21 protein-coding genes are annotated in these 19,278 nt (G+C 59.8%); 15 read left to right on the top strand and 6 right to left on the bottom strand.

Annotation, left to right across the window (positions count from 1 at the left end; all coding sequences use genetic code 11):
- Window positions 1-45 precede the first annotated feature (45 nt).
- The 4 genes from Q7U39_15330 to Q7U39_15315 are packed head-to-tail and all read left to right on the top strand — an operon-like array spanning window position 46 to window position 3,592.
- Window positions 46-1,212, top strand: coding sequence for a patatin-like phospholipase family protein (locus Q7U39_15330; protein MDO9119333.1), 1,167 nt, complete (start codon window positions 46-48; stop codon window positions 1,210-1,212).
- A 4-nt stretch (window positions 1,213-1,216) separates the two neighbouring features.
- The gene (locus Q7U39_15325; protein ID MDO9119332.1) at window positions 1,217-1,876 is read left to right on the top strand and encodes an NAD(P)H-binding protein; all 660 of its coding nucleotides are present in this window, start codon (window positions 1,217-1,219) and stop codon (window positions 1,874-1,876) included.
- Complete coding sequence (locus Q7U39_15320; GenBank protein MDO9119331.1) at window positions 1,873-2,748, top strand: SDR family oxidoreductase; 876 nt, start codon at window positions 1,873-1,875, stop codon at window positions 2,746-2,748. Before Q7U39_15325 ends, Q7U39_15320 begins: the two co-directional genes overlap by 4 nt.
- 25 nt (window positions 2,749-2,773) lie before the next feature.
- Window positions 2,774-3,592 (top strand): DUF1295 domain-containing protein, encoded by an 819-nt coding sequence (locus Q7U39_15315; protein ID MDO9119330.1) that lies wholly within the window; start codon window positions 2,774-2,776, stop codon window positions 3,590-3,592.
- Here the strand turns inward: Q7U39_15315 and Q7U39_15310 are convergent.
- From Q7U39_15310 to Q7U39_15295, 4 genes are all read right to left on the bottom strand, one after another.
- The gene (locus Q7U39_15310) at window positions 3,562-3,891 is read right to left on the bottom strand and encodes a PilZ domain-containing protein (protein ID MDO9119329.1); all 330 of its coding nucleotides are present in this window, start codon (window positions 3,889-3,891) and stop codon (window positions 3,562-3,564) included. The genes Q7U39_15315 and Q7U39_15310 overlap by 31 nt on opposite strands.
- A gap of 132 nt (window positions 3,892-4,023) precedes the next feature.
- Entirely contained in the window at window positions 4,024-4,248 is a 225-nt protein-coding gene (locus Q7U39_15305; protein ID MDO9119328.1) for a hypothetical protein, read from the bottom strand.
- Window positions 4,245-4,616, bottom strand: coding sequence for a hypothetical protein (locus Q7U39_15300; GenBank protein ID MDO9119327.1), 372 nt, complete (start codon window positions 4,614-4,616; stop codon window positions 4,245-4,247). Before Q7U39_15300 ends, Q7U39_15305 begins: the two co-directional genes overlap by 4 nt.
- 173 nt (window positions 4,617-4,789) lie before the next feature.
- Window positions 4,790-6,955, bottom strand: a complete 2,166-nt coding sequence (locus Q7U39_15295) for a hypothetical protein (protein MDO9119326.1) — start codon at window positions 6,953-6,955, stop codon at window positions 4,790-4,792.
- 174 nt (window positions 6,956-7,129) lie between these two features.
- On the opposite strand from Q7U39_15295, the gene traT (Q7U39_15290) reads away from it, so the two are divergent.
- The 7 genes from traT (Q7U39_15290) to Q7U39_15260 all read left to right on the top strand — a co-directional run bounded on the left by traT (Q7U39_15290) (window position 7,130) and on the right by Q7U39_15260 (window position 14,922).
- A complete protein-coding gene (traT, locus tag Q7U39_15290) occupies window positions 7,130-7,843 on the top strand; it encodes a complement resistance protein TraT (GenBank protein MDO9119325.1) in 714 nt (237 codons plus the stop codon).
- The gene (gene traT, locus Q7U39_15285; protein MDO9119324.1) at window positions 7,843-8,595 is read left to right on the top strand and encodes a complement resistance protein TraT; all 753 of its coding nucleotides are present in this window, start codon (window positions 7,843-7,845) and stop codon (window positions 8,593-8,595) included. Before traT (Q7U39_15290) ends, traT (Q7U39_15285) begins: the two co-directional genes overlap by 1 nt.
- 105 nt (window positions 8,596-8,700) lie before the next feature.
- Entirely contained in the window at window positions 8,701-10,158 is a 1,458-nt protein-coding gene (locus tag Q7U39_15280) for a TldD/PmbA family protein (GenBank protein MDO9119323.1), read from the top strand.
- Window positions 10,155-11,498 (top strand): TldD/PmbA family protein, encoded by a 1,344-nt coding sequence (locus tag Q7U39_15275; GenBank protein MDO9119322.1) that lies wholly within the window; start codon window positions 10,155-10,157, stop codon window positions 11,496-11,498. Before Q7U39_15280 ends, Q7U39_15275 begins: the two co-directional genes overlap by 4 nt.
- 221 nt (window positions 11,499-11,719) lie before the next feature.
- Complete coding sequence (locus Q7U39_15270) at window positions 11,720-12,400, top strand: hypothetical protein (protein MDO9119321.1); 681 nt, start codon at window positions 11,720-11,722, stop codon at window positions 12,398-12,400.
- Window positions 12,401-12,624: 224 nt separating this feature from the next.
- Window positions 12,625-14,229 (top strand): tetratricopeptide repeat protein, encoded by a 1,605-nt coding sequence (locus tag Q7U39_15265; GenBank protein ID MDO9119320.1) that lies wholly within the window; start codon window positions 12,625-12,627, stop codon window positions 14,227-14,229.
- Window positions 14,230-14,379: 150 nt separating this feature from the next.
- Window positions 14,380-14,922, top strand: coding sequence for a hypothetical protein (locus tag Q7U39_15260; protein ID MDO9119319.1), 543 nt, complete (start codon window positions 14,380-14,382; stop codon window positions 14,920-14,922).
- A 7-nt stretch (window positions 14,923-14,929) separates the two neighbouring features.
- On the opposite strand, the gene Q7U39_15255 is transcribed toward Q7U39_15260, so the two are convergent.
- Window positions 14,930-15,400 carry an LEA type 2 family protein gene (locus tag Q7U39_15255; GenBank protein ID MDO9119318.1) on the bottom strand — a complete coding sequence of 157 codons (471 nt, stop codon included), beginning with the start codon at window positions 15,398-15,400 and terminating at the stop codon, window positions 14,930-14,932.
- A 99-nt stretch (window positions 15,401-15,499) separates the two neighbouring features.
- Between Q7U39_15255 and msrA the strand changes: the two genes are divergently transcribed.
- From msrA to Q7U39_15240, 3 genes are all read left to right on the top strand, one after another.
- Window positions 15,500-16,123, top strand: coding sequence for a peptide-methionine (S)-S-oxide reductase MsrA (gene msrA / locus Q7U39_15250; protein ID MDO9119317.1), 624 nt, complete (start codon window positions 15,500-15,502; stop codon window positions 16,121-16,123).
- Between the two features lie 3 nt (window positions 16,124-16,126).
- Window positions 16,127-16,567, top strand: coding sequence for a hypothetical protein (locus tag Q7U39_15245; protein MDO9119316.1), 441 nt, complete (start codon window positions 16,127-16,129; stop codon window positions 16,565-16,567).
- A gap of 178 nt (window positions 16,568-16,745) precedes the next feature.
- Complete coding sequence (locus tag Q7U39_15240; protein ID MDO9119315.1) at window positions 16,746-17,342, top strand: lytic transglycosylase domain-containing protein; 597 nt, start codon at window positions 16,746-16,748, stop codon at window positions 17,340-17,342.
- Window positions 17,343-17,448: 106 nt separating this feature from the next.
- Here Q7U39_15240 and Q7U39_15235 read toward each other — a convergent pair whose 3' ends face one another.
- Window positions 17,449-17,808: a PilZ domain-containing protein gene (locus tag Q7U39_15235; protein ID MDO9119314.1), complete on the bottom strand. Its 360-nt coding sequence runs from the start codon at window positions 17,806-17,808 to the stop codon at window positions 17,449-17,451.
- A gap of 288 nt (window positions 17,809-18,096) precedes the next feature.
- On the opposite strand from Q7U39_15235, the gene Q7U39_15230 reads away from it, so the two are divergent.
- Complete coding sequence (locus Q7U39_15230) at window positions 18,097-19,257, top strand: aminotransferase class I/II-fold pyridoxal phosphate-dependent enzyme (GenBank protein ID MDO9119313.1); 1,161 nt, start codon at window positions 18,097-18,099, stop codon at window positions 19,255-19,257.
- The last annotated feature ends 21 nt before the right edge of the window (window positions 19,258-19,278 follow it).

Raw genomic sequence — 19,278 nt, 5'->3', positions numbered from 1 at the left:
TTTGTCACTCTTCTCCTCCTTGGACTTGCGGGTTGTGTTTCGGTCATGCCAAGTCCCTCCGTACCGGTGGTTGCTTCACCCACCCACGCCAATCAGACACTCGACCAGGAAGCCCAGCGTGACGGGCGATTCGTCGGCTTGGCCATTTCCGGCGGGGGCAGCCGGGCCGCCGTGTTCGGCGGGGCGCTGCTCCTGGAGTTACGCCGGATCGGGTTGTTGCAACAGGTCGATGTGCTCTCCGCCGTCTCCGGCGGGGCGCTGCCCGCGGCCTCCTATGCGCTCGATGGCTATCGCGCGGTCGATTTTTCGAACGGCTTTTTGGAGCGGATGGGGCACGACTTTCAGAGCGAAATGCGCGGTCGCTTCTTGTCGCCGGGTAACCTGCTCGCATACTGGTTCACGGATGCGACAAAGTCGGACACCGTCGTGCATGTACTGGACGACCAGCTGTTTCACGGTGCGACCTATGCCGACTTGAATCCTGCTCGGCCGAAACTCCTCCTGAATGCCACCGATGCTCTCACGGGCGAGCCCTTCGTGATTTCCGACGAGAGCTTTGCCGGGCTTGCGTTACCATTACCGTCCTTCAGTGTGGCTCGGGCGGTATATATGTCGGCCGCGTATCCTGGCGTGTTCAATCCGGTCCCGTTGTATGGCAATACATCCTCGTCCGACTCGGCCACGCGTCCCGCCGTCTTAGCCTATGACGGCGGTCCCGTCGACAATCTGGGGGTGAAGACGCTGGTGAACCTTCTGCGGAACGCCGATCAGGGCGCGCCGATCGCCGCGAGATTTCCCGGGGGCTGTCTGATCATTTCCGCGGATGCCACACCGCGCATCGCCGGCGAGCAGGATCAACCCTTGTCCGCGTCCACCGTTTTGCTGAAAAGTCAGCGCCGTGAAGTGTTGGAGGGTGTCGGGATCGTTGCGGCTCAACAGGACCACCGGATGTTCAGCACGTTTCCTGTGAATGGAAGCCAGAGCGCCTGCACGTTCTGGCATCTCGCGCTGCGGCAGTTGCCGGACACCGATCCGCTGGGCGCCCGGGTGACCAGAATTAAGACGAGTTTCGGATTGGAGTCGACGGATCGAGACGCCCTCATCCGTGCCGCCCATCACCTGATCGAGCAAGGGATCCAGACCCTCCATGACGAGGGTGCTGGTCCGGCATTCTTGCGCGATATCAGCAATCAAACCGCGACGAATCGGTAGGACCATGCCGTCACGTCATGTGGTCGTGATCGGGAGCACGGGTTATCTGGGGTCCCGGCTCATCCCGAAATTGATCGAACGCGGTCATCCCGTCACGGCCATTGTGCGACCCGGGTCGCGCGCACGTACGCTAACGGGTTGTCGGATCGTCCAAGCCGATCCACTCGATGCGGCTTGTCTTCAGCCCCATCTCCATGCCGGCGATACGGTCGTGCAACTTGTGGGTGTGCCAAAGCCGGCTCCGTGGAAAGGTCCGCAATTCAGGGCCGTCGATCTGGTGGCCGGCCGGGCCTCGATCGATGCCGCGCAGGTGGCTCCTGTCGATCACTTCGTCTATGTCAGCGTCGCGCAGCCGGCGCCGATCATGAAAGACTACATTGCGGTCCGGCGCGAGTGCGAAGACCGGCTGCGGGCCAGCCGCCTGCGCGCGACAATCCTCAGGCCCTGGTATATCCTGGGCCCCGGCCACTGGTGGCCCCTGGCGCTGCACCCGGTGTATCGACTGATGGAGATGATCCCCTCAACATGCGAGGCCGCACGGCGGTTGGGTCTGGTCAGCATGGATGATATGCTCGCGGCGCTTCTTTGGGCGATCGAATATCCGCCTGAATCGATTCGGGTGATCGAGGTGTCCGAGATCCGTCGACTAGGAGGCATTTCTTGAAGCCGCTTGTATGGATTACCGGCGCGGGCGGATTGGTCGGGAGCTATCTTCTGCGGACTGCCGACCGGTGGGCGCCCCACTGGGATGTCCGCGGCCTGACGAGACAGGATGTGGATCTCACGGACGAGATGGCAGTTCGCCGCCTCTGGCAGGAGCATCAGCCGGTGGCGGTGATCCACTGTGCGGCGATCAGCCGCCCCGCTGTCTGCGAGCAAGATCCCGGGTTGGCCAGGAAAGTGAACGTCGATGCCACAGCGTTTCTCGTCTCGCTCGCGGGAGACCGGCCCCTGCTGTTCTTTTCGAGCGATCAAGTATTCGACGGCCGGCAAGGCTGGTATGTCGAAACGGACCGGATCAATCCGATCAACCGGTATGGCGAAACCAAAGCCGCCGCGGAGGAGATTGTCCTGGGCAATCCCCGGCACACCGTGATTCGTTTGGCGCTGACGGCCGGGACCTCGGCGACCGGCGATCGGAGTTTTGTGGAAGACATGCGGCGAAGCGCCGGACGCGATCAACGCCTCACGCTCTTTACCGACGAATTTCGCAGCCCGGTGCCGGCCGGGGCTGTCGCGCGGGTGATCTGGGAGCTGGTCGCGCAGAAGCCCTCCGGTCTCTATCATCTTGGAGGAGCGGAACGGCTGTCGCGAATGGAGATCGGCGAGGCGCTGGCGGTGAGCTATCCCGAGCTGGCGTCGCGCCTTCAGCCGGGATCGGTGGCCGCGTATCACGGGCCGTCGCGGCCACCGGATCTGTCGATGCGCTGTGAGAAGCTCCAGCGGCTTCTCTCGTTTCCGATTCCCGGATTCCGTTCATGGCTGATGAGTCGCACATCTCCGGATACGGATGTGTGGGACTATCCGCTGACGTAGGCACGCGTCTTTTCGTGAGGTCTCAATGTCTCATGATCCACTTACGTTGCTCCTTTGGGCCTGGATCGCGATGGCGGGCTGGATGGCTCTGTGGTGGCTGGTCGAGCGCGTCCGGCGTAATGCCTCGCTTGCGGATGTCGGGTGGTGCTTCGGTCTGGTCGCGGTCGTGGCGGGGTACGGATGGTTGGCGACCGGTGAGAGTGAGCGGAAGCTTCTGCTGGTCGTCATGGCATCGGGTTATGGTTTGCGTCTGGGTTGGTACATCCTCTCTAATCGGGTGATCGGAAAAACCGAAGATCAGCGCTATCAACGGTTGCGCCGTGACTGGCGTTTGTCAGAGCCGCTCAGAATGTTCGGATACTTTCAGCTGCAAGCGGCCGCCGTCGTGCTGTTCTCCCTTCCCTTTCTGGCCGTGATGCAGAACCCTCGACCGCCGTTCGGCTTGTGGGAGTTGGCCGGCGTGATCGTGTGGCTGATCGGGATTACCGGGGAGTCCCTTGCGGATCTGCAGCTCGCCCGGTTTCGCTCAAAACCGTGGAATCACGATCGTGTTTGCCGCGACGGACTCTGGTTCTTCTCACGCCATCCGAACTACTTTTTCGAATGGGTGCACTGGTGGGCCTATGTGGTGATGGCGATCGGCAGCCCCGGTTGGCTTCTGGCCTGGATCGGTCCGCTGGTGATGGGAGTGGCGCTGGTCAGGATCACCGGTATTCCCTGGGCGGAGGAACAGGCCATTCGAACGCGCGGCAATGATTATCGTCGCTATCAGGAAACCACGAACGCCTTCATTCCCTGGTGGCCGAAGACGGGTCAGTCTTCCTCTGCGCCATTCAAAAACTGATCGAGCCGGCTCTTTGCCGCTTCATCGATGTGGGACACTTTCCATCCGGCCGTTTTCCCGTCCGACCAGCAGACGGTCGCCATATTCACAATCATGTATTTGTAGACATCGCGATCCGGCAGCGCCAGGTAGACCGTCGTTTCCGATCCGGGAGGAAGAGGTTGTTTGGTGCTGGCGCGCCAGCCGGTTTCCGAGAGATCCCAGACCTTCCCCTGTTCGAGCGTGCCGTTCCAGAAATATAAGAATGTGCATTGAGTGGGGACGCGGTCTGCGCTGCGCACACTGTACGTCTTGACCATGAATGCCTCCTCGCCAGAGTGGATCCTGTTCTGCATCATGGTCTGAGTGTACTCGCAGAACGGCGCCCCAGCGTGCCTCGAAAGGGGGGGAGTGGGAGCCTCTGAAGGGGGGAGAGTATTGCTGCAGACCGGTTAGGGGCTGGTATGTAATTGGGCCAGCCGGGCCCGGGCGATTTCTGCCTGTTTGCTGGAGGGATAGAGGCGGATCACGTCATCATAGAGCTGCTTGGCGTGCGGCAGGTTCATCTGCCGTTCTTCGAACTCGGCGGTTTCCAACAGTTCTTTCGCTTTATCTCCAGAACAGCTCAGCAACAGGCTGCAGCAGAGGGCACAGAGCAGGAAGCGGGTCACCGTCATCGTGGTCCTTTCTCATCGCATCCTATTGAGTCGCGGCGGACTTGTTGTTGTGCGACGGCTGATGATTCTACGAGGTCGATGCCGTAACGCGGTGGGGCGATATCTTCACTGTGGCATTGGGGGCAGCGACTGGGCCTGGTGAGCCGCCGCCGGTCACGAAAGACGAAGTCACAATCCTGACAGCGTGACGGTTCCAGGATGAAGCAACGGGTTTTGTCACGGGCGATGGATTTCACGACGTGTTCGAGATGATCCTCGACCTGCCGTTCGGGAATACCGAGCATCTGGGCCAGCTGGTGGGTCGCCAGGCGCGTGCCGATCAACAGTTCAATCATGCGCTGGCGAGGTGTGCGTGGAGGAACGAGCATGGGGTTATCGTAGGCGAGTCGGCGGTGGAGTTAAAGCGGAATCTTGCCGATGCGAAAGTTGTTCTCTTGGTGAACTGTTACTTTGAGTCTCCCCCAGAGAGAGGACCTCGCTTTCTGTAGCTGCTGGTTCCTACTCGACGATCAGAAGCACCTCTTGAAACCCTGGACGCGATCTATCTCGGCGGGGATGCTGCGGCATCTGGCTCATCGGCCAATCGCAAGGTCAGCGTCGTCTCTTCCCGGCAGGTGTTAGCTCCTAGGCCGCAGTTGACGGTGATTGTCTTTTTGGCGATCACATCGGAGTCACGTACCGGGGTCCAGCCTCCGATCTCGTAGCCTTGCCTACCCGGAGTCCATATGAATGTCCTGAAGCGCGTGACATTGAAAGCTGAGCGCCATCCCCCAGCTTTGCTCACACCGTGCCCCTCACTGCCTTGTACACCTTGTGATGCAAACAACTCCTTTAATTTTTCCGGTGTACTGCCGCTTGAACAGTGGGTCTCTGCCACTTCCTCTGTTTGCCCTGGAAGAATAACGAGTTTCACGGCAAATGGCTCGGGGTCCAGTTTGATCGAGCCTCCGTTCACATGGAAGGTTGTTTTGCCGGTGCCCTGAATGCGGATTTCGCACGAGGCCGGCTGAGTCATTGTGCGAGTTGTGTATTGCATCACGCCTTCCCCAACCCATTCGCCATCGTTCTCTCTGCGCCGAAGGGGGACTGTCGCCTCGACCTGGGCATCGAATCCATTCGAACTCATTTGCATGCCGAATCCACTCACAATATTCAAAGGCTCCTGAACGATGTGCGACTTGAATTCAAGGACATACGCAGAAGGGGCCAATTCCCATTCTCCGTCCTTCGCTTCGCCGACTCCCGCCCGGGAGACCGCCGTCAGCCTAAATCCACTGTGCTGAACCTTTGTAGCCGGGGCCTGGTAGGTGAACGTCGCCGACCTGTTGCTCTCCGATTTGTCCTCCCTCGGCGACACACGACCATTGCCCTCCCTGGGCCGCTCCCTCGCCTCCTTGAACTTCGCCGGAACGACGTTCGATCCCTTTTTGGTGCGCAGTTCCGTCTTCACCGGAGTCGACTCGCTTGGAACAAACTTTCTTGTCTTGGTCGGCGGGGTGAAGGTAATCTCCACGCAGGTATTGGCTGTGGTCCATTCACCTTCAGCAGTCAAGTAGAACGGCCCGGAGAATATCGTCACGGCCAGCAGCAACATGTTCATGGCTTCACTTTGGGCCGTGCCCGCCAGAGCAGAGTCCCATTCCGAGACCGACCAATTGGAAAACTGCGACGGCATTCCTCCCGCTCCCCGATCAGGCACAAACCGGACATGTTGGTGCTGATGAGCAAACGATGTTGGCCTATTCGTCCCTCCGCTCCCGATCACCAGCGACGCGTCAAGATCGACGTACTGGAGCTTCGCATCATCGTCAACGCGGCCTTTCAAGGTGGCGTGAATGCTTCGAGCGTTGTACTCCGTTCGGATGCTCCCGGAATAGTTGATCGTCTGGTCTACGACCATGGAAAATTCATAGTCGCCCTCGACAACATAGGCCCCTTCCTCGCCGGGGTCCGGTGAGGGGCATTTCTTGGCGTAGCCGCCATTGATGAGCGAGAAACCTTTGCGGTCGCCGGCCGTTTGCGGAGTGTTTCCTTCCTCAACTCTCCATTCCCGTGACTTCCTGCCCACCGCATCGGGAGGGATGGGGATGTTCATTGAGCCTTTCGTGATGGTATACCCCTCCCGTTCACCTCCTGGCCCCGTAGCTTGCGCGAGTTGGAAGGACCCATGGGAAGGTCCTGAGGCGAGCACGAGGCGAGGCGGGTTGGTCTCTTCCATGCTGCTCTTGCGCGCAGACGCTGGTGAGGGACAATCGGCGACAGTCGGGCCGAGTTGTGCTTTGAAGTTGTCGAACAACTGCTGATCTAAGGATCGCGCAACCGACTCGGCCCGTGTGCCGAGCGATTGCTTGAGTGACTGTCCTTCTTTCCCGACAAACAGCTGTGCACTGCCGAGGCCTTGGACGATTTTGGTCAAGGCATCGCACGGGCCTTTGATGCTGTTGAATAGTTGCAGCAACTCCGGGTTAACCGGCGTCTTCTTCCACTCGCCCTTTTCATTCGGCTGCGGTTCGAGCGGAGGCAACTGGATTGGCGGTGGGCCCTGTTCTGCCGGTTTTGCAATGGACACAGTCGGTGCGGCCGGTGCCGTATAGACTTTCTTGGGATCGTACTCAGGCGGATTCGAGGACGGCAGGTGCTTGTCACCGCCGCCGCAACTGGCGGTCAACAGCGCGACGCTTACAAGGAGAAACGAGCGAGCTGGCATCGGGGACTCCCTTACAGGAATAGCCAATGGCTCGAATGGCCGCCATGCTAGCCCATGCGTTGGAATTCTTCAATACGGTCCGTAAGGGGAAACGCTCACGGATCTGCCTAATTTCTCCGTTGCTATTCGAGGCGGCCATTGCGTAGAATCCGTCCCGCTTGGTGTGAGGTATCGATGCGATACGTCCTGCTGCTCATCCTGATCGCGCTTCCCGTCAACGCCTACGCCGGTAACATCAAAGATACCGATCTCATCGCCAGTAACACGTTCTTTCTGCCTCCCAGCACGCACAAAACCGTCTTCGTTCAGGCCCGCAATTCATCCGACAATCAGGGTGTCTCATTTCACGATCTGGTATCGCGGTTGACCGCGAAAGGGTATGAGGTCGTGCAGGATTACAGCGCCGCACACTACATCGTGCTGGCGAATATCGTGTATTGCAACATTACGAAACCAGAGATGCCGGTGGAAGCCATGGTCGCGGGCGGTTACGGGTCTGGATTCGGCTCCAAGATGATGTCCGGCCTGCAAGGCCTGTCCGGCATGGCCAGCATGGCGGGACCGCAGGGCGCCATGGCCGGGGCTGCGGCGTCAATGGGGCTGAATGCCATCGAGGGCATCGGCAGTGCGGTCGGGAGTTTGTTCAGTTCCTCCTCCTCTCCGAAGATGCCGGACGATGTGAATTACGCCTGCATCGCGGATATTCAGATTACCGAGCAGGGCCAGGGCGATTCAGCTCCGGCCCCGGCAAAATCCGGAGCGGGGCAGCAGCCAGGTGTGTATCAAACCCGGCTCGCGGCCGATGTGCACCAAAAGAAGTTCGATGAGGCGGAAGCGACGCCTCTGTTGCAACAGAAGCTGAGCGCCGCCGTGGCGGGGAATTTCTAATGAGCTGTTCGTCTGATCGCCTCACGCTTTCCGTTTCACGCCTGACGACGATCCTGTTCCTTCTCCTGCTATCGACCGGCTGTTCCAACATCATCCGTTCCGGCCTCATGAACAGCAACACCATCTTCCTGGATCCGAATACCAACCGGACGGTCTATACGCAGCTCCGTAACGCGTCAGAAAATCAGCAGGTGACGTTGAATGAGCTGAATGCCAAGTTGACGGCGAAGGGGTATCAGCTGGTCAAGGATCCGGAGCAGGCGAACTATTGGATCCAGGCCAAAGTCATTTACTGCCACAAAGCAGCAGACGGGGTCACACCGGAAAGCGTGGCGAAAGCCGGGGCCGGCGCCGGCATCAGCAGCGGCGGTACGACGATGGCCTCTGCCGGTGATATGTCTGGAGGTGGAATGGGTGCGGGCATGATGGGTATGGGTGGAATGGGCGGCATGCCGGACATCAACGCCATGATGAGGCAGGCCATGGCCGGGGGGGGCGGCTTTCCCGGTATGCAGATGCAACAGGCTCCGAAAGAGGATGGCATCACGTATTTGTGCGTGACGGATGTCCAAATTACTGATCGCAAGCTCGGGAAGACGATCGGTGCTCCGGTCGGAGGCCAGCATGCGAGCAGCCCCAAAGTGCAGCAGATGCGTATGGTGGGTCACGTCCGACAAAAGGACCTCGACATTCCTGAGGCCACGCCGATTATTCAGGACAAGGTCAACACCGGTATTGCCGGACTGTTCTAGCCGGTCTTCGCTCCCATCCGTTCCGATCCTCTGCGTGCGCTCCTCTGATCCTGTTATACTGACTTCATTCGAGATTCATTCACTCCTCTCAAAGGCGGTCACGCGATGAGCGCTCCCACGTGGGATGATTTCGCTGAGCTCGCGCTGAAGCGCATCACGTCATCAGGCGCCGAATACGGCGACATCCGCATCGTGCACAGCTCTATGCAAAGTATCAGGGGTGAGGATCGCCGGATCGCGTCGATTCGGGATTCCGATGACGTCGGGTTCGGCGTGCGCATCCTCTATCATGGAGGCTGGGGGTTCGCGGCCAGTTCGATTCTCTCCCTCGAAGAAGTGCCGCGAGTCACTGACCTGGCGATAGAAATCGCCCGAGGGTCCGCGTCGGTCGCGATCGAAAAGGTTATCCTGGCCAAAGAGCCGGTCCATCGCGAGCGGGTTGTCACCCCGGTTCGAATCGATCCCTTCACGGTTCCGCTTCGGCAAAAGACGGAGTTGCTTCTCGCGACCATGGAGTCGCTTCAAGCGCAGTCCGAAGTCGTCCGGAGCAGTGCCGAGCTCTGGGCGAGGCGGGACTGCAAGCTCTTTGCGTCGACTGAAGGGACGCGACTGGAATTCGATCTCCTCGCGTCGAGCGGAGACTGTACGGCGACGGCCCTCCACGACGGGAGATTCGCGAGTCGATCCTTCAATACGCCGCAACTGCGGCGCGGCTATGAATTGATCGAAGAGGCCGGCTTCCTTGGGCACGCGCCGCGCGTGGCGCGCGAAGCGGTCGAGAAGGTGCGAGCGCCGGCCGTGGAGGCAGGCCTGTACGACCTGGTGCTCGACCCCGAACACCTCTCATTGACCATGCATGAATCCTGCGGCCATCCGAGCGAGCTGGATCGGGCGCTCGGGTATGAAGCGAACTATGCCGGGACCAGTTTTCTGACGACCGATAAATTGGGTACGTTCCGGTATGGGTCGCCGCAGGTCAATCTGGTGGCGGATAACACGGAGCCGGAGACCTTGGCGGCCACCGGGTACGATGACGACGGAGTGGCCTGCCAGAAATGGGACATTGTGCGCGAGGGACGCTTCGTCGGTTACTGCACGAATCGGGAAGTCGCGCCGAAGATCGGCGACGCCCGCTCGCGCGGGTCGAATCGTGCCGACAGTTGGGGGACTGTCCCGATCGTGCGCATCGCCAATATCGGGCTGGAGCCAGGCGAGGCGACTGTCGATACGCTCATTGCGGATGTGAAGCGCGGGATCTATATCGAAGGCCACGGCTCCTACAGCATCGATCAGCGGCGCTATAATTTTCAGTTCGGCGGGGATGCCTTCTGGCTGATCGAGAATGGCAGGCGGACCCACATGCTGCGCGACGTGATCTACCACGGTATCACGCCGGAATTTTGGAATAGTTGTGACGGGGTGGCCGACCGGTCGCATCGCCAACGCTACGGTTTTATCACCTGCGGCAAGGGCCAGCCCGGCCAGTCCGGCTGGATGACCCACGCCGCTTCGCATGCCCGTTTCCGCAACATCCGGGTGATTCGTGGCGAGGGACGATCATGACTGTCACCGGCGCCAAGCCTTGGCCGAAGATGACCACCCGCGAGGAGTTTCAGTTTATCGCCGAACTGGTGCTTAAATGTTCGACGGCGGACCACACTCTGGTGACATTGCATGATCAGGATGGCGGCACGACGCGATTCGCGAACAACCAGGTGATCCAAAACGTCAACACGCGCCGGGGAGGCGTGACGGTGACGGTAGCATTCGGTGCCAGGCAGGGCACGGCGACGACGACGGATTTCACGGCCGGTTCGCTGCGCGAGACCGTTAAACGGGCTGAAGCCATCGCGCGCGTGTCTCCCGAAGATCCGGAGTATCTGCCGCCGGTCGGACCGCAGGCATGTGTGGCCTGTCCCACGGCGCGCAGCGAGACGCTCAAAGCCGGACCATCCTTGCGGCTGGAATATGCGAACGAAGCGATCGGTCAATGCCGTATGGAGAATATGTCGGCTGCGGGCATTGTCTCTTCATCCCGCGCGTCGGTCGGGGTGGCGGCGGACACCGGACTCCTTGCGTTTGAAGAGCGTACGGAAGCGCGATTCAGTATTACCGTGCAAGCCGGTGACGCGACCGGGTGGGCCTCGGCTGCGCACCGATCCATCGATCGGCTGAAAGTGCAGGAACGCACGCTGTCCGCGATTCACAAAGCCACCGTGGGGGCCGAGCCGCAGGAGCTGCCTCCCGGCCGCTATCGAGTCATCCTCGAGCCGGCGGCGGTGGCCGGCCTGTGGTCGTGGATCATCTGGATGCTGGACGCGAAGTCGTACCTGAAAGGCACGAGTCCTTTTGCCGGAAAACTGCAGAAGCGGATTCTGGATAAACGCCTCTCGTTGGAGAATTGTCCGGGGCACGCCGATCTGCTCGGTGGCGGCTTTACTGCCGAAGGGCTACCGTCCATGGCGTCGGCATGGATTCGTCAAGGCCTCCTGCAGCAACTGTTCTACGACCGGTTTACGGCCCAGGCACAACAGATCGCACCGATCCCGACTATCGAGGCGCCGCGCCTTTCGATGGAGGGGGCGTCGGCAAGTTCTTTGGCGCAACTCATCAAATCAACCGACCGGGCGATCCTTGTCACCAACTTCTGGTATCTCCGCACGGTCAATCCGACCGATCTGACATTAACCGGCATGACCCGGGACGGAACGTTCCTCGTAGAGAAGGGGGAGATCGTGTCTGCCGTGAAGAACTTCCGGTTTCATGAGAGTCCTCTGCGGGCGTTCCAACACGTTGAGTCTTGGACGACACCGATGGAAGCGGTGACCTCTGAAACGGGAAAGATGCTCGTGCCCGCCGTGGTCCTGCCGGAGTTTCATTTCTCCAGCGTCACGAGATTCTAGGCCTCAGTCGCTCTGATTGTGACGCGCGCTCACGCACCTTGTTTGGGAAAATGATTGACTCACCCTCCCGGTCGGAGTAGACAAGTACGTAGTGGCTCGGAGATATGGCTCTGTCCATGTTCGAGCCTGCACGATGTTCGAATCCCTCCAGTCAGATCGTCGCAACCCGCTCCACGATGTACTGCGGTCTGGATGGTGAAGTTGATAGAGGAGGTTCCGTCATGTCCCGTCGATTTAGCGACCAACCCATTAACCTGATCGCACGCATTCCTTCTCCTGCTCAGATGTCCGCCGCGCGCCCGAAGCAGCGGTCCTTCATCCAACTGGTGATGGAGTCCGGAGCAACCTGTGCGCGCGGAATTGCCGACATGGTGGCGCAACTTCACCGGTTGGGTCGATCGACCGGCGCACCCATGAAGCGCCAGCCGGCCGGGCCTGTCTCACTGGACCAGTCCGGTGGACCAGAGGGCGCGAAGCCTCAGCCTGCTACGGGGACGGTGTATCTGTCCGACGATCGCTTGGCCAGATGGAATGCCCTTCTGGATGCGACGGTCCCGCATATTGAATCAGCGGAGAGGCTGCCGGAGTCCATGCCAGTCCAAGCCGTGACATCAGCACCGCGTGATGAAGTGGTCGCATTGCGCCTGGAGTTGTTGGCTCATCAGCAAGAGGTGGCCCGCCTATCGGTTCAGTTACAAGAATTGAAGGCGATGGTAGGGTCGCAACAGCAGGTCTTGGTCTATATAGGGCAAGAGTTGGAAGCGCAGCAGCAGCCGATGGCCATGGCCGCGGCCCAGGCTGCTCCGTCTGCGAAGAAATCCCGTGTGATGCGGGCGAAGTCCGGCGGGAAAGAGCTGTCTGCTTCACGGAAAGTATCACGCGAGCCGTCACTCAATTTGTAACCCGTTCAGATGGGGACGCGTAAAGCCTCGCGCCCGTCGTCGATAGTGGGTGCTATCCGATCACCTGTTTGGTCCTCGGGTCGACACGATTGATGCATTCGTAGATGAAAGTCGACATGCGGGTCTTCTTCACAACATACAGCCCTCTATCCTCCAATCCACGACGAAGCCTGGTTAGCGGTCCGGCCCGTTCTCATCGACTGATCAGGGGACTGATTCATGCCGTGAGTCTGTGTCTAGCCATGGTTCTTTCGCCTGCTGTGGCCGGCGCGGCTGCCGATACGGTCCCGCTCTTTACGAATCTCGGGACACTTCACCACCCTATTACGACGACCTCGGAACAGGCACAGCACTATTTCGATCAGGGCTTGCGCCTGGTCTACGCGTTCAATCATGAAGAGGCGATTCGTTCGTTCGAGGAGGCGGCTCGGCTCGACCCGACTGCCGCGATGGCCTATTGGGGGATTGCGCTGGCCTTGGGGCCGAATATCAATGCGCCGATGGCCAAGGCCGATGAACGGCGGGCATGGGAGGCGCTGCAGAAAGCCCGGACGCAGGCCGGCCGTGTCAGTTCCGCCGAGCAACGATACATTGAGGCGCTTGGTAAACGATACAGCGCCAAAGGCGGCTCCCGTGTCGCGCTCGATAAGGCCTATGCCTCGGCGATGCGGACTGTCCGGCAGCAGTCGCCGGATGATCCGGATGCCGGAGTCCTCTTTGCCGAGGCGTTGATGGATCTGCGGCCGTGGGATTTCTGGATGTCTGACGGACGTCCGCATCCTGGAACCGACGAGATGGTGTCGACGCTGGAAGCGGTCCTCGCCAGATATCCCGATCACCCCGGCGCCTGCCATTACTACATCCATGTCGTCGAAGCGTCGCCGAAGCCGGAGCGGGCTCTGGCCTGTGCTGAACGGTTGGCCGGCCTCATGCCGGGGGCCGGACACCTGGTGCATATGCCGGCGCATATCTATCTTCGCCTCGGCAAGTATCATGAGGCGGCAGAAGGAAACGCCCACGCGGTCCATGTCGACAAAGACTACCTGGCAGGACGGGCGCTGAGCGGAGACTATGCGGATGGCTACTTCACGCACAATCTGCATTTTCTCTGGGCCTCACTGATGATGGAAGGGCGACAGGCTGAGGCGCTGAAGACCGCCCGAGAATTGACGGGGACCATTACCGAAGCGGAAGCGCGGAAGGAAAGGTGGAAAGAATTCTATCTTCCGGCGCCGGTATTTTCGCTGATCCGTTTCGGCCGGTGGGAGGATCTGCTGCGCGAGCCGGTCCCACCGAAGGGATTACGGGTGCAAGAAGGTATGTGGCGGCTGGGGCGGGGACTTGCCTCGGCGGCAGTAGGCAGAGTTCCGGGGGCCGAAGGCGAGCATTTTGCGCTGGCTGGCCTGGCGAAGCAGTTCCGCCGCGACCGGAGTTCCGAGGACAAGACCGCGCGGACCATGTTAAAAATTGCAGAGCGGCTGCTGGCGGGAGACATTGCCGCACGCCGCCAGAAGTATGACGAGGCCATCAGGATTCTGCGTGAAGGGGTGGCACTGGAAGAATCTCTGGCCTACACGGAGCCTCCCTATTGGCCGATTCCCGTACGCCACTATCTGGGGGCGACGTTGCTGACGGCCGGCCGGCCGGCAGAAGCCGAACAGGTCTACCGGGAGGATCTTCGGCGTCACCCGCAGAACGGGTGGAGTCTCTGGGGATTGACCCAGAGTCTCCGCGCCCAGCATAAAGGGGGCGACGCGGACACGATCGACGGGCAGTTCAAGTCGGCCTGGACCTATGCCGACATCACGCTGACGGCATCACGATTTTGATCAGAGTAGTCTGAAGCGGAGGAGCGAGGCGATTTATTGTGGGCGTATGATCGACGGGCAGGTCAAGGCGGCCTGGACCTATCGGACCCCTGCCGATGTCACACTGACAGCATCACGAGTTTAATCGAGACAGTCTGGAGCGGAGGAGCGATGCGATTCATAGTGGGTGTAATGGGGCCGGCCAAGGCGAAGAAGAAAGATCTGGATAACGCGCGGGTACTCGGCGAATTTATCGCCCGGCGCGGCTGGGTGGTGCTTACCGGAGGACGCGACCTGGGTGTCATGGATGCCGCCTGTGAGGGAGCGAAGCGAGTCGGCGGGAGCCTGACGGTGGGAATTTTGCCCACGGCGAAGGACCGGGTGTCGTGTCATGTCGATGTGCCGATCATTACGGAAATGGGCAGCGGCCGTAACAACATCAACGTGCTCACGAGTGATGTGGTGGTGGCGTGCGGTCTAAGTGGATCTGGCACGGTGTCTGAAGTCGCGTTGGCGGTGAAAGCCGGGAAGCCCGTGATTCTTGTGGACGCCGCTCCGGCCGATGTGGCGTTCTTCCGCAAGCTGGGCAAACGCCTCGTCTCTGCAGCCGGCTCTCCGGAAGAGGCGATCGAGCTCATTATGAAGCAAATGGGCGGCAGGAAGCGCCGGTCTCATTCGGAAGAGCCGACGGAATACGGCGATCTGGCATTGTGAGTGTCCGTTAGGGAGCGAGAACGCCGGAGAGGTCGCCTTTTTCTACCAGCACCCCGCTATTCTCGAAGGGGAGCCGGCCCTCTTTCAGATGCAGCACGCCGCTGATCTCGTAACTCAGGGCCTGAACTTTTCGTAACCCGAGAACCTGTCGCACGACATCGAGGGTAGAGGTCGTCGTTTCAATCGACACGACGCTATCGCTCAGACGCGGGACGGTGAACGCCTGGTTCCCGAGACCGCGGGCCAACCGCTTTCCATTTAAATCCAATCGGATGTCCATGCCGGTCACCTGGAGCTCGTAGTCGTTCGGATTCCGGACGCGCAGATCGATTTTGAGCCGCTGCTCGAATGGCGTGCTATCCAGAGGGGTGATATTGCTGACCAGCACGTCCGGTATTTCCCCCTTCGCGAACCAGGAGGCGCAACCGGACAGTGCGGTGAGGGTCGCAACGAAGAGCAGAAGCTTCGAGAAATGCATGGGAATATCATACCCGAAAATCCATCGGAAGCCGAGCGCCGTAGTAGACTGTAAGAGTTTCGCGTCAGCCCCGACTGACCACAGAGGAGGGTCTTCGCAATGACAAGACGGAATTTTGGACAAGCAGCATTGGCAGGGATGGTCCTGGTGATGGGACTGGGCCTTAGTCTGATCCAACCGGACCGCTCGGCCGCGACCGCTCAGGCCAAGGCCTATTTTGCCGGCGGGTGCTTCTGGTGCATGGAGGAAGCCTTTGAGAAAGTCGACGGTGTCCTCTCGGCGGTATCCGGCTACATGGACGGAACCCTGGCCAATCCGACCTATGAGCAGGTGTCAGCCGGCGGGACCGGGCACGCGGAGTCGGTTGAGGTGACCTACGATCCCGCCAAAGTGAGTTACGAGAAGCTCTTGGATGCGTTCTGGCGCAATGTGGATCCGCTGACTCCGAACGCGCAATTCTGTGACCATGGCAATCAGTATCGGGCCGCGATATTTCCCTCGACTCCCGAGGAGCAGAAATTGGTGGAGGCTTCGAGAAAGCGGCTTGAAGAGTCGAAAAAATTTCACAGCCCGATCGTGACGCAGATCGTGGCGGCCACGGCGTTTTATCCGGCCGAAGAGTATCACCAGGATTTCTACAAAAAAAATCCCGTGCGCTATAAGTTCTATAAATTCAATTGCGGCCGGACCCAACGGCTGGAAGAGGTTTGGGGGAAGCCCTAGGCGATGCCTGTACGTCAGCCCGATACGCTCGAACGACTGATCAAGGGAATTGCGGTGTTGAACGGACTCCATGCGGTCGATCATGTCCTGCGCGGTGATTTCCATTGGCCAATCGATGACCAGTCGATCGGCTTCATCGTCGTGATCGCCTCGATCTATCTCGTGTTAGGGCTGGGATTGATCGGTTACCGGCGAGGAACAGTGGGGCCGAGATTCTGGGCCGGTATCGGGTTGGGTGGATTGGCCTTTGGCTGGCTCTCGCATTTCAGCCCTTTCACGGACCAGCCTGTAGCCGTGATTTTTCATGCCTATCACGCTCCTGTGATGGGCGGGATCGCCGTGGCGCTTCTCATACTGTTGATGCTCGTGGTGCTGGTGGCGACCGTCCAGGCCTTTGTCTATTGGGGCATGGCCAAGAGTGACGGGGCAAGAGTCCTGCCGTAGTTCTCTTGCCGAGAAATGGTCACGATTGTTCGATCTGCGCATCCTCGTCGCAGGATCCATTGAGATAAAGCCTGAATGTCTTCAGTGAGTTGTGAATCGATCTGGACGGCACGGCTCTTGAGGAGATACTTCGGTAACCCGAGTCCACCCCTGCTGAATGGGTCGGCCAGGTTGCTGCGTGACTACTCCAATCTCCATACAGCGGTTTCGCCCCTCCGTTGCGTTTCTGCGCAACGCGGGGATTCTTGTGTTGGCCATGGCGATGGTCGGGGCGATCCCTGTTCCTACGAAGTCGGATTTCGACGGGCGCCCGCGATATGACACACAGGAAATCCGTCGGGCGATCGCGTTCTACGCGAAACGGTACCGACTCGATCCGGCGCTCTTGCGTGCGGTCATTAAGACGGAGTCTGATTTTCGTCCGGACGCGGTCTCTCGGAAGGGAGCGGTCGGGCTCATGCAATTGACTCCCGAGACTGCTGCCACCTTACGCGTGGGAGACCTCCACGATCCCATTCAGAACATCGGTGGTGGCGCGAAACAGCTGCGGCATCTGCTGAATCTCTACGACGGGGATCTTTCGCTGACGCTGGCCGCCTACAATGCCGGGGTACATCGGGTGAAGGGAGGCCGGATTCCACGTATTCGCGAAACCCGGCACTATGTGCGCAAAGTGCTCAAGTACTACGAAAGGTATCGATCCAGAAGTCCCCAAGCGACTCCGGCGGATCATTCAGCCAAGCCCCCTTCAATATCGCTGCCCTCTCCATCGTAGGAGACCGTTCGGAAATCCGGGGGGAAGAATTTCCGCTGCTCCGAGTGATCAAACGTAAGAGGTATCGGTGAGGTCGGAGCCCTCCCAGAGTGATGTCAAGGGGGTGTTATCGTGCTTTCATCACCAATGTCCGCAGCCGCTCCCGCTGGGCCATGGTAATGTCGATGAACTCCAGTCCGAACTCCTTGTGGTCGATCCAGCGAATGAGGGCCTGATTGATGCGTAGCGGCCATTGATGATCGGGCAGGAAAAGAGACAGTCGCAGAATCATTCCGATCTCGAGTGGAATCGACGAACTCGCGCGACAGCCGCTCGCGGAGATGTCCAGTAGCGTGGCCTCACCCTCGAAGTCGTCTTCGCCGAAGAAGAACAGACGGCAGGAGAGCAGCATCCGCCTTCCTCGTCGATCCTTGTGGTGATCGCTTGCCGGGTCCGGGTGCGCAGGCGGTTGTGGTCGTAATTCCATAACCCTCATGTCCTCTCAGAAATTCCTCACGCCTTGACTGTACCGCGTGTTCTGTCTTTCCGCCTTCCCCAGATGGTGTAGTTCGGACGGGGGGCAACGCCTCCGGAAAGATCCTGACGTCACAGAGAATGTCTAACAGAGGCCCACACGAATGCAAGTACAAACGACTAAGAAGTAACTAGAGTCCCATCAAGGGTGGCGGTGTGGCGGGATCCCGACAAGCAGTTGACCTTCGCCGAGGTCTCTGCGAAAAAGATCGGATTGGAATGTGAGAGAGGAGGAGCAGCGATGAAGCGAACAGGGAATCGCAGGATGGCGCAGCTCGGACCGTCGGAAATCCGAGCCATGACTCAGGCCTGTGTGAACGCCAAGGGGGTGAACATGGCCCAAGGGGTCTGTGACACGCCCGTCCCTCTGCCGGTCTTGGAGGGTGCCAAGCGCGCCATGGATCAGGGATTCAATACCTATACGCGATTCGACGGTCTCGCTGAATTGCGGCAGGCGCTGGCCACGAAGCTGGCTCGCTACAATGGCATTCAGGCCGATCCTGAACGCCACATCACGGTGAGTGCCGGGGCGACGGGCTCGTTTCATTGCGCGTGCGCCGCCCTGTTGAACCCCGGTGATGAGGTCATTCTCTTCGAACCCTACTACCAGTACCATGCGACGGCGCTGAAGTCGGTCGATACTGTTCCTGTGCCGGTGCGGATGCAACCACCTGATTGGACCTTCTCGCTCGCCGAGGTGGAAAGGGCCGTCACGAACCGCACCAGAGCGATTGTGGTGAATAGCCCCGGCAATCCATCGGGGAAAGTGTTTTCGCGTGCGGAGCTGGAAGGGATTGCCGAGATCGCGACGCGCCACGACTTGTTCGTCTTCACCGACGAAATCTACGAGTACGTTTTGTATGATGGCCGACAACACGTGAGCCTCGCGACCCTGCCTGATATGGCCGAGCGGACGATCACAATCGGAGGCTACTCCAAGACATTCAGCATTACCGGGTGGCGCATCGGTTACAGCGTCGCGGCGGAGCGATGGGCGCATCTCATCGGGGCGATGAATGATCTGTTGTATGTCTGTGCGCCTGCGCCGTTGCAAATGGGTGTGGCGGCCGGCATTAACGAACTGCCGGATTCCTTCTACCGGGAGATGGCTTGGGAGTATCAACGGAAGCGGGATCGTTTTTGCGAGGCGCTCTCGCGGGCGGGGCTCACGCCGGCGATTCCCCAGGGCGCGTACTACGTACTGGCGGACGCGAGCCGGCTTCCAGGGAGCACTGGCAAGGCTCGCGCGATGGCGCTGCTGGAAATGGCTGGCGTGGCCGCCGTTCCTGGGGAAGCCTTCTTCACGGGGCCGGAAGGTGCGCGGTTTGTGCGTTTCAGCTATGCGAAAACCGAGTCTGATTTTGACGAGGCTTGCCGGCGTTTAGCGATGCTCCATCTGTAAGGCGGACCGGTTCTGATTTTC

This window comes from Nitrospira sp. (assembly GCA_030653545.1).
Classification (GTDB): Bacteria; Nitrospirota; Nitrospiria; order Nitrospirales; family Nitrospiraceae; genus Nitrospira_D.
Note: the sequence above shows the minus strand (reverse complement) of the source record. Positions and strands in the feature narration are given on the sequence as shown.

What these genes read in the sequence shown, in the direction of transcription:
- Q7U39_15315 (MDO9119330.1), top strand. Translation starts at nt 2,774, where the DNA reads ATGTCTCATGATCCACTTACGTTGCTCCTTTGGGCCTGGATCGCGATG.
- Q7U39_15280 (MDO9119323.1), top strand. Translation starts at nt 8,701, where the DNA reads ATGAGCGCTCCCACGTGGGATGATTTCGCTGAGCTCGCGCTGAAGCGC.
- Q7U39_15295 (MDO9119326.1), bottom strand. Translation starts at nt 6,955, where the DNA reads ATGCCAGCTCGCTCGTTTCTCCTTGTAAGCGTCGCGCTGTTGACCGCC.
- Q7U39_15235 (MDO9119314.1), bottom strand. Translation starts at nt 17,808, where the DNA reads ATGGAATTACGACCACAACCGCCTGCGCACCCGGACCCGGCAAGCGAT.
- Q7U39_15270 (MDO9119321.1), top strand. Translation starts at nt 11,720, where the DNA reads ATGTCCCGTCGATTTAGCGACCAACCCATTAACCTGATCGCACGCATT.
- Q7U39_15260 (MDO9119319.1), top strand. Translation starts at nt 14,380, where the DNA reads ATGCGATTCATAGTGGGTGTAATGGGGCCGGCCAAGGCGAAGAAGAAA.
- Q7U39_15245 (MDO9119316.1), top strand. Translation starts at nt 16,127, where the DNA reads ATGCCTGTACGTCAGCCCGATACGCTCGAACGACTGATCAAGGGAATT.
- traT (MDO9119324.1), top strand. Translation starts at nt 7,843, where the DNA reads ATGAGCTGTTCGTCTGATCGCCTCACGCTTTCCGTTTCACGCCTGACG.
- Q7U39_15230 (MDO9119313.1), top strand. Translation starts at nt 18,097, where the DNA reads ATGAAGCGAACAGGGAATCGCAGGATGGCGCAGCTCGGACCGTCGGAA.
- traT (MDO9119325.1), top strand. Translation starts at nt 7,130, where the DNA reads ATGCGATACGTCCTGCTGCTCATCCTGATCGCGCTTCCCGTCAACGCC.
- Q7U39_15305 (MDO9119328.1), bottom strand. Translation starts at nt 4,248, where the DNA reads ATGACGGTGACCCGCTTCCTGCTCTGTGCCCTCTGCTGCAGCCTGTTG.
- Q7U39_15330 (MDO9119333.1), top strand. Translation starts at nt 46, where the DNA reads ATGCCAAGTCCCTCCGTACCGGTGGTTGCTTCACCCACCCACGCCAAT.
- Q7U39_15275 (MDO9119322.1), top strand. Translation starts at nt 10,155, where the DNA reads ATGACTGTCACCGGCGCCAAGCCTTGGCCGAAGATGACCACCCGCGAG.
- Q7U39_15255 (MDO9119318.1), bottom strand. Translation starts at nt 15,400, where the DNA reads ATGCATTTCTCGAAGCTTCTGCTCTTCGTTGCGACCCTCACCGCACTG.
- Q7U39_15325 (MDO9119332.1), top strand. Translation starts at nt 1,217, where the DNA reads ATGCCGTCACGTCATGTGGTCGTGATCGGGAGCACGGGTTATCTGGGG.
- Q7U39_15300 (MDO9119327.1), bottom strand. Translation starts at nt 4,616, where the DNA reads ATGCTCGTTCCTCCACGCACACCTCGCCAGCGCATGATTGAACTGTTG.
- msrA (MDO9119317.1), top strand. Translation starts at nt 15,500, where the DNA reads ATGACAAGACGGAATTTTGGACAAGCAGCATTGGCAGGGATGGTCCTG.
- Q7U39_15310 (MDO9119329.1), bottom strand. Translation starts at nt 3,891, where the DNA reads ATGGTCAAGACGTACAGTGTGCGCAGCGCAGACCGCGTCCCCACTCAA.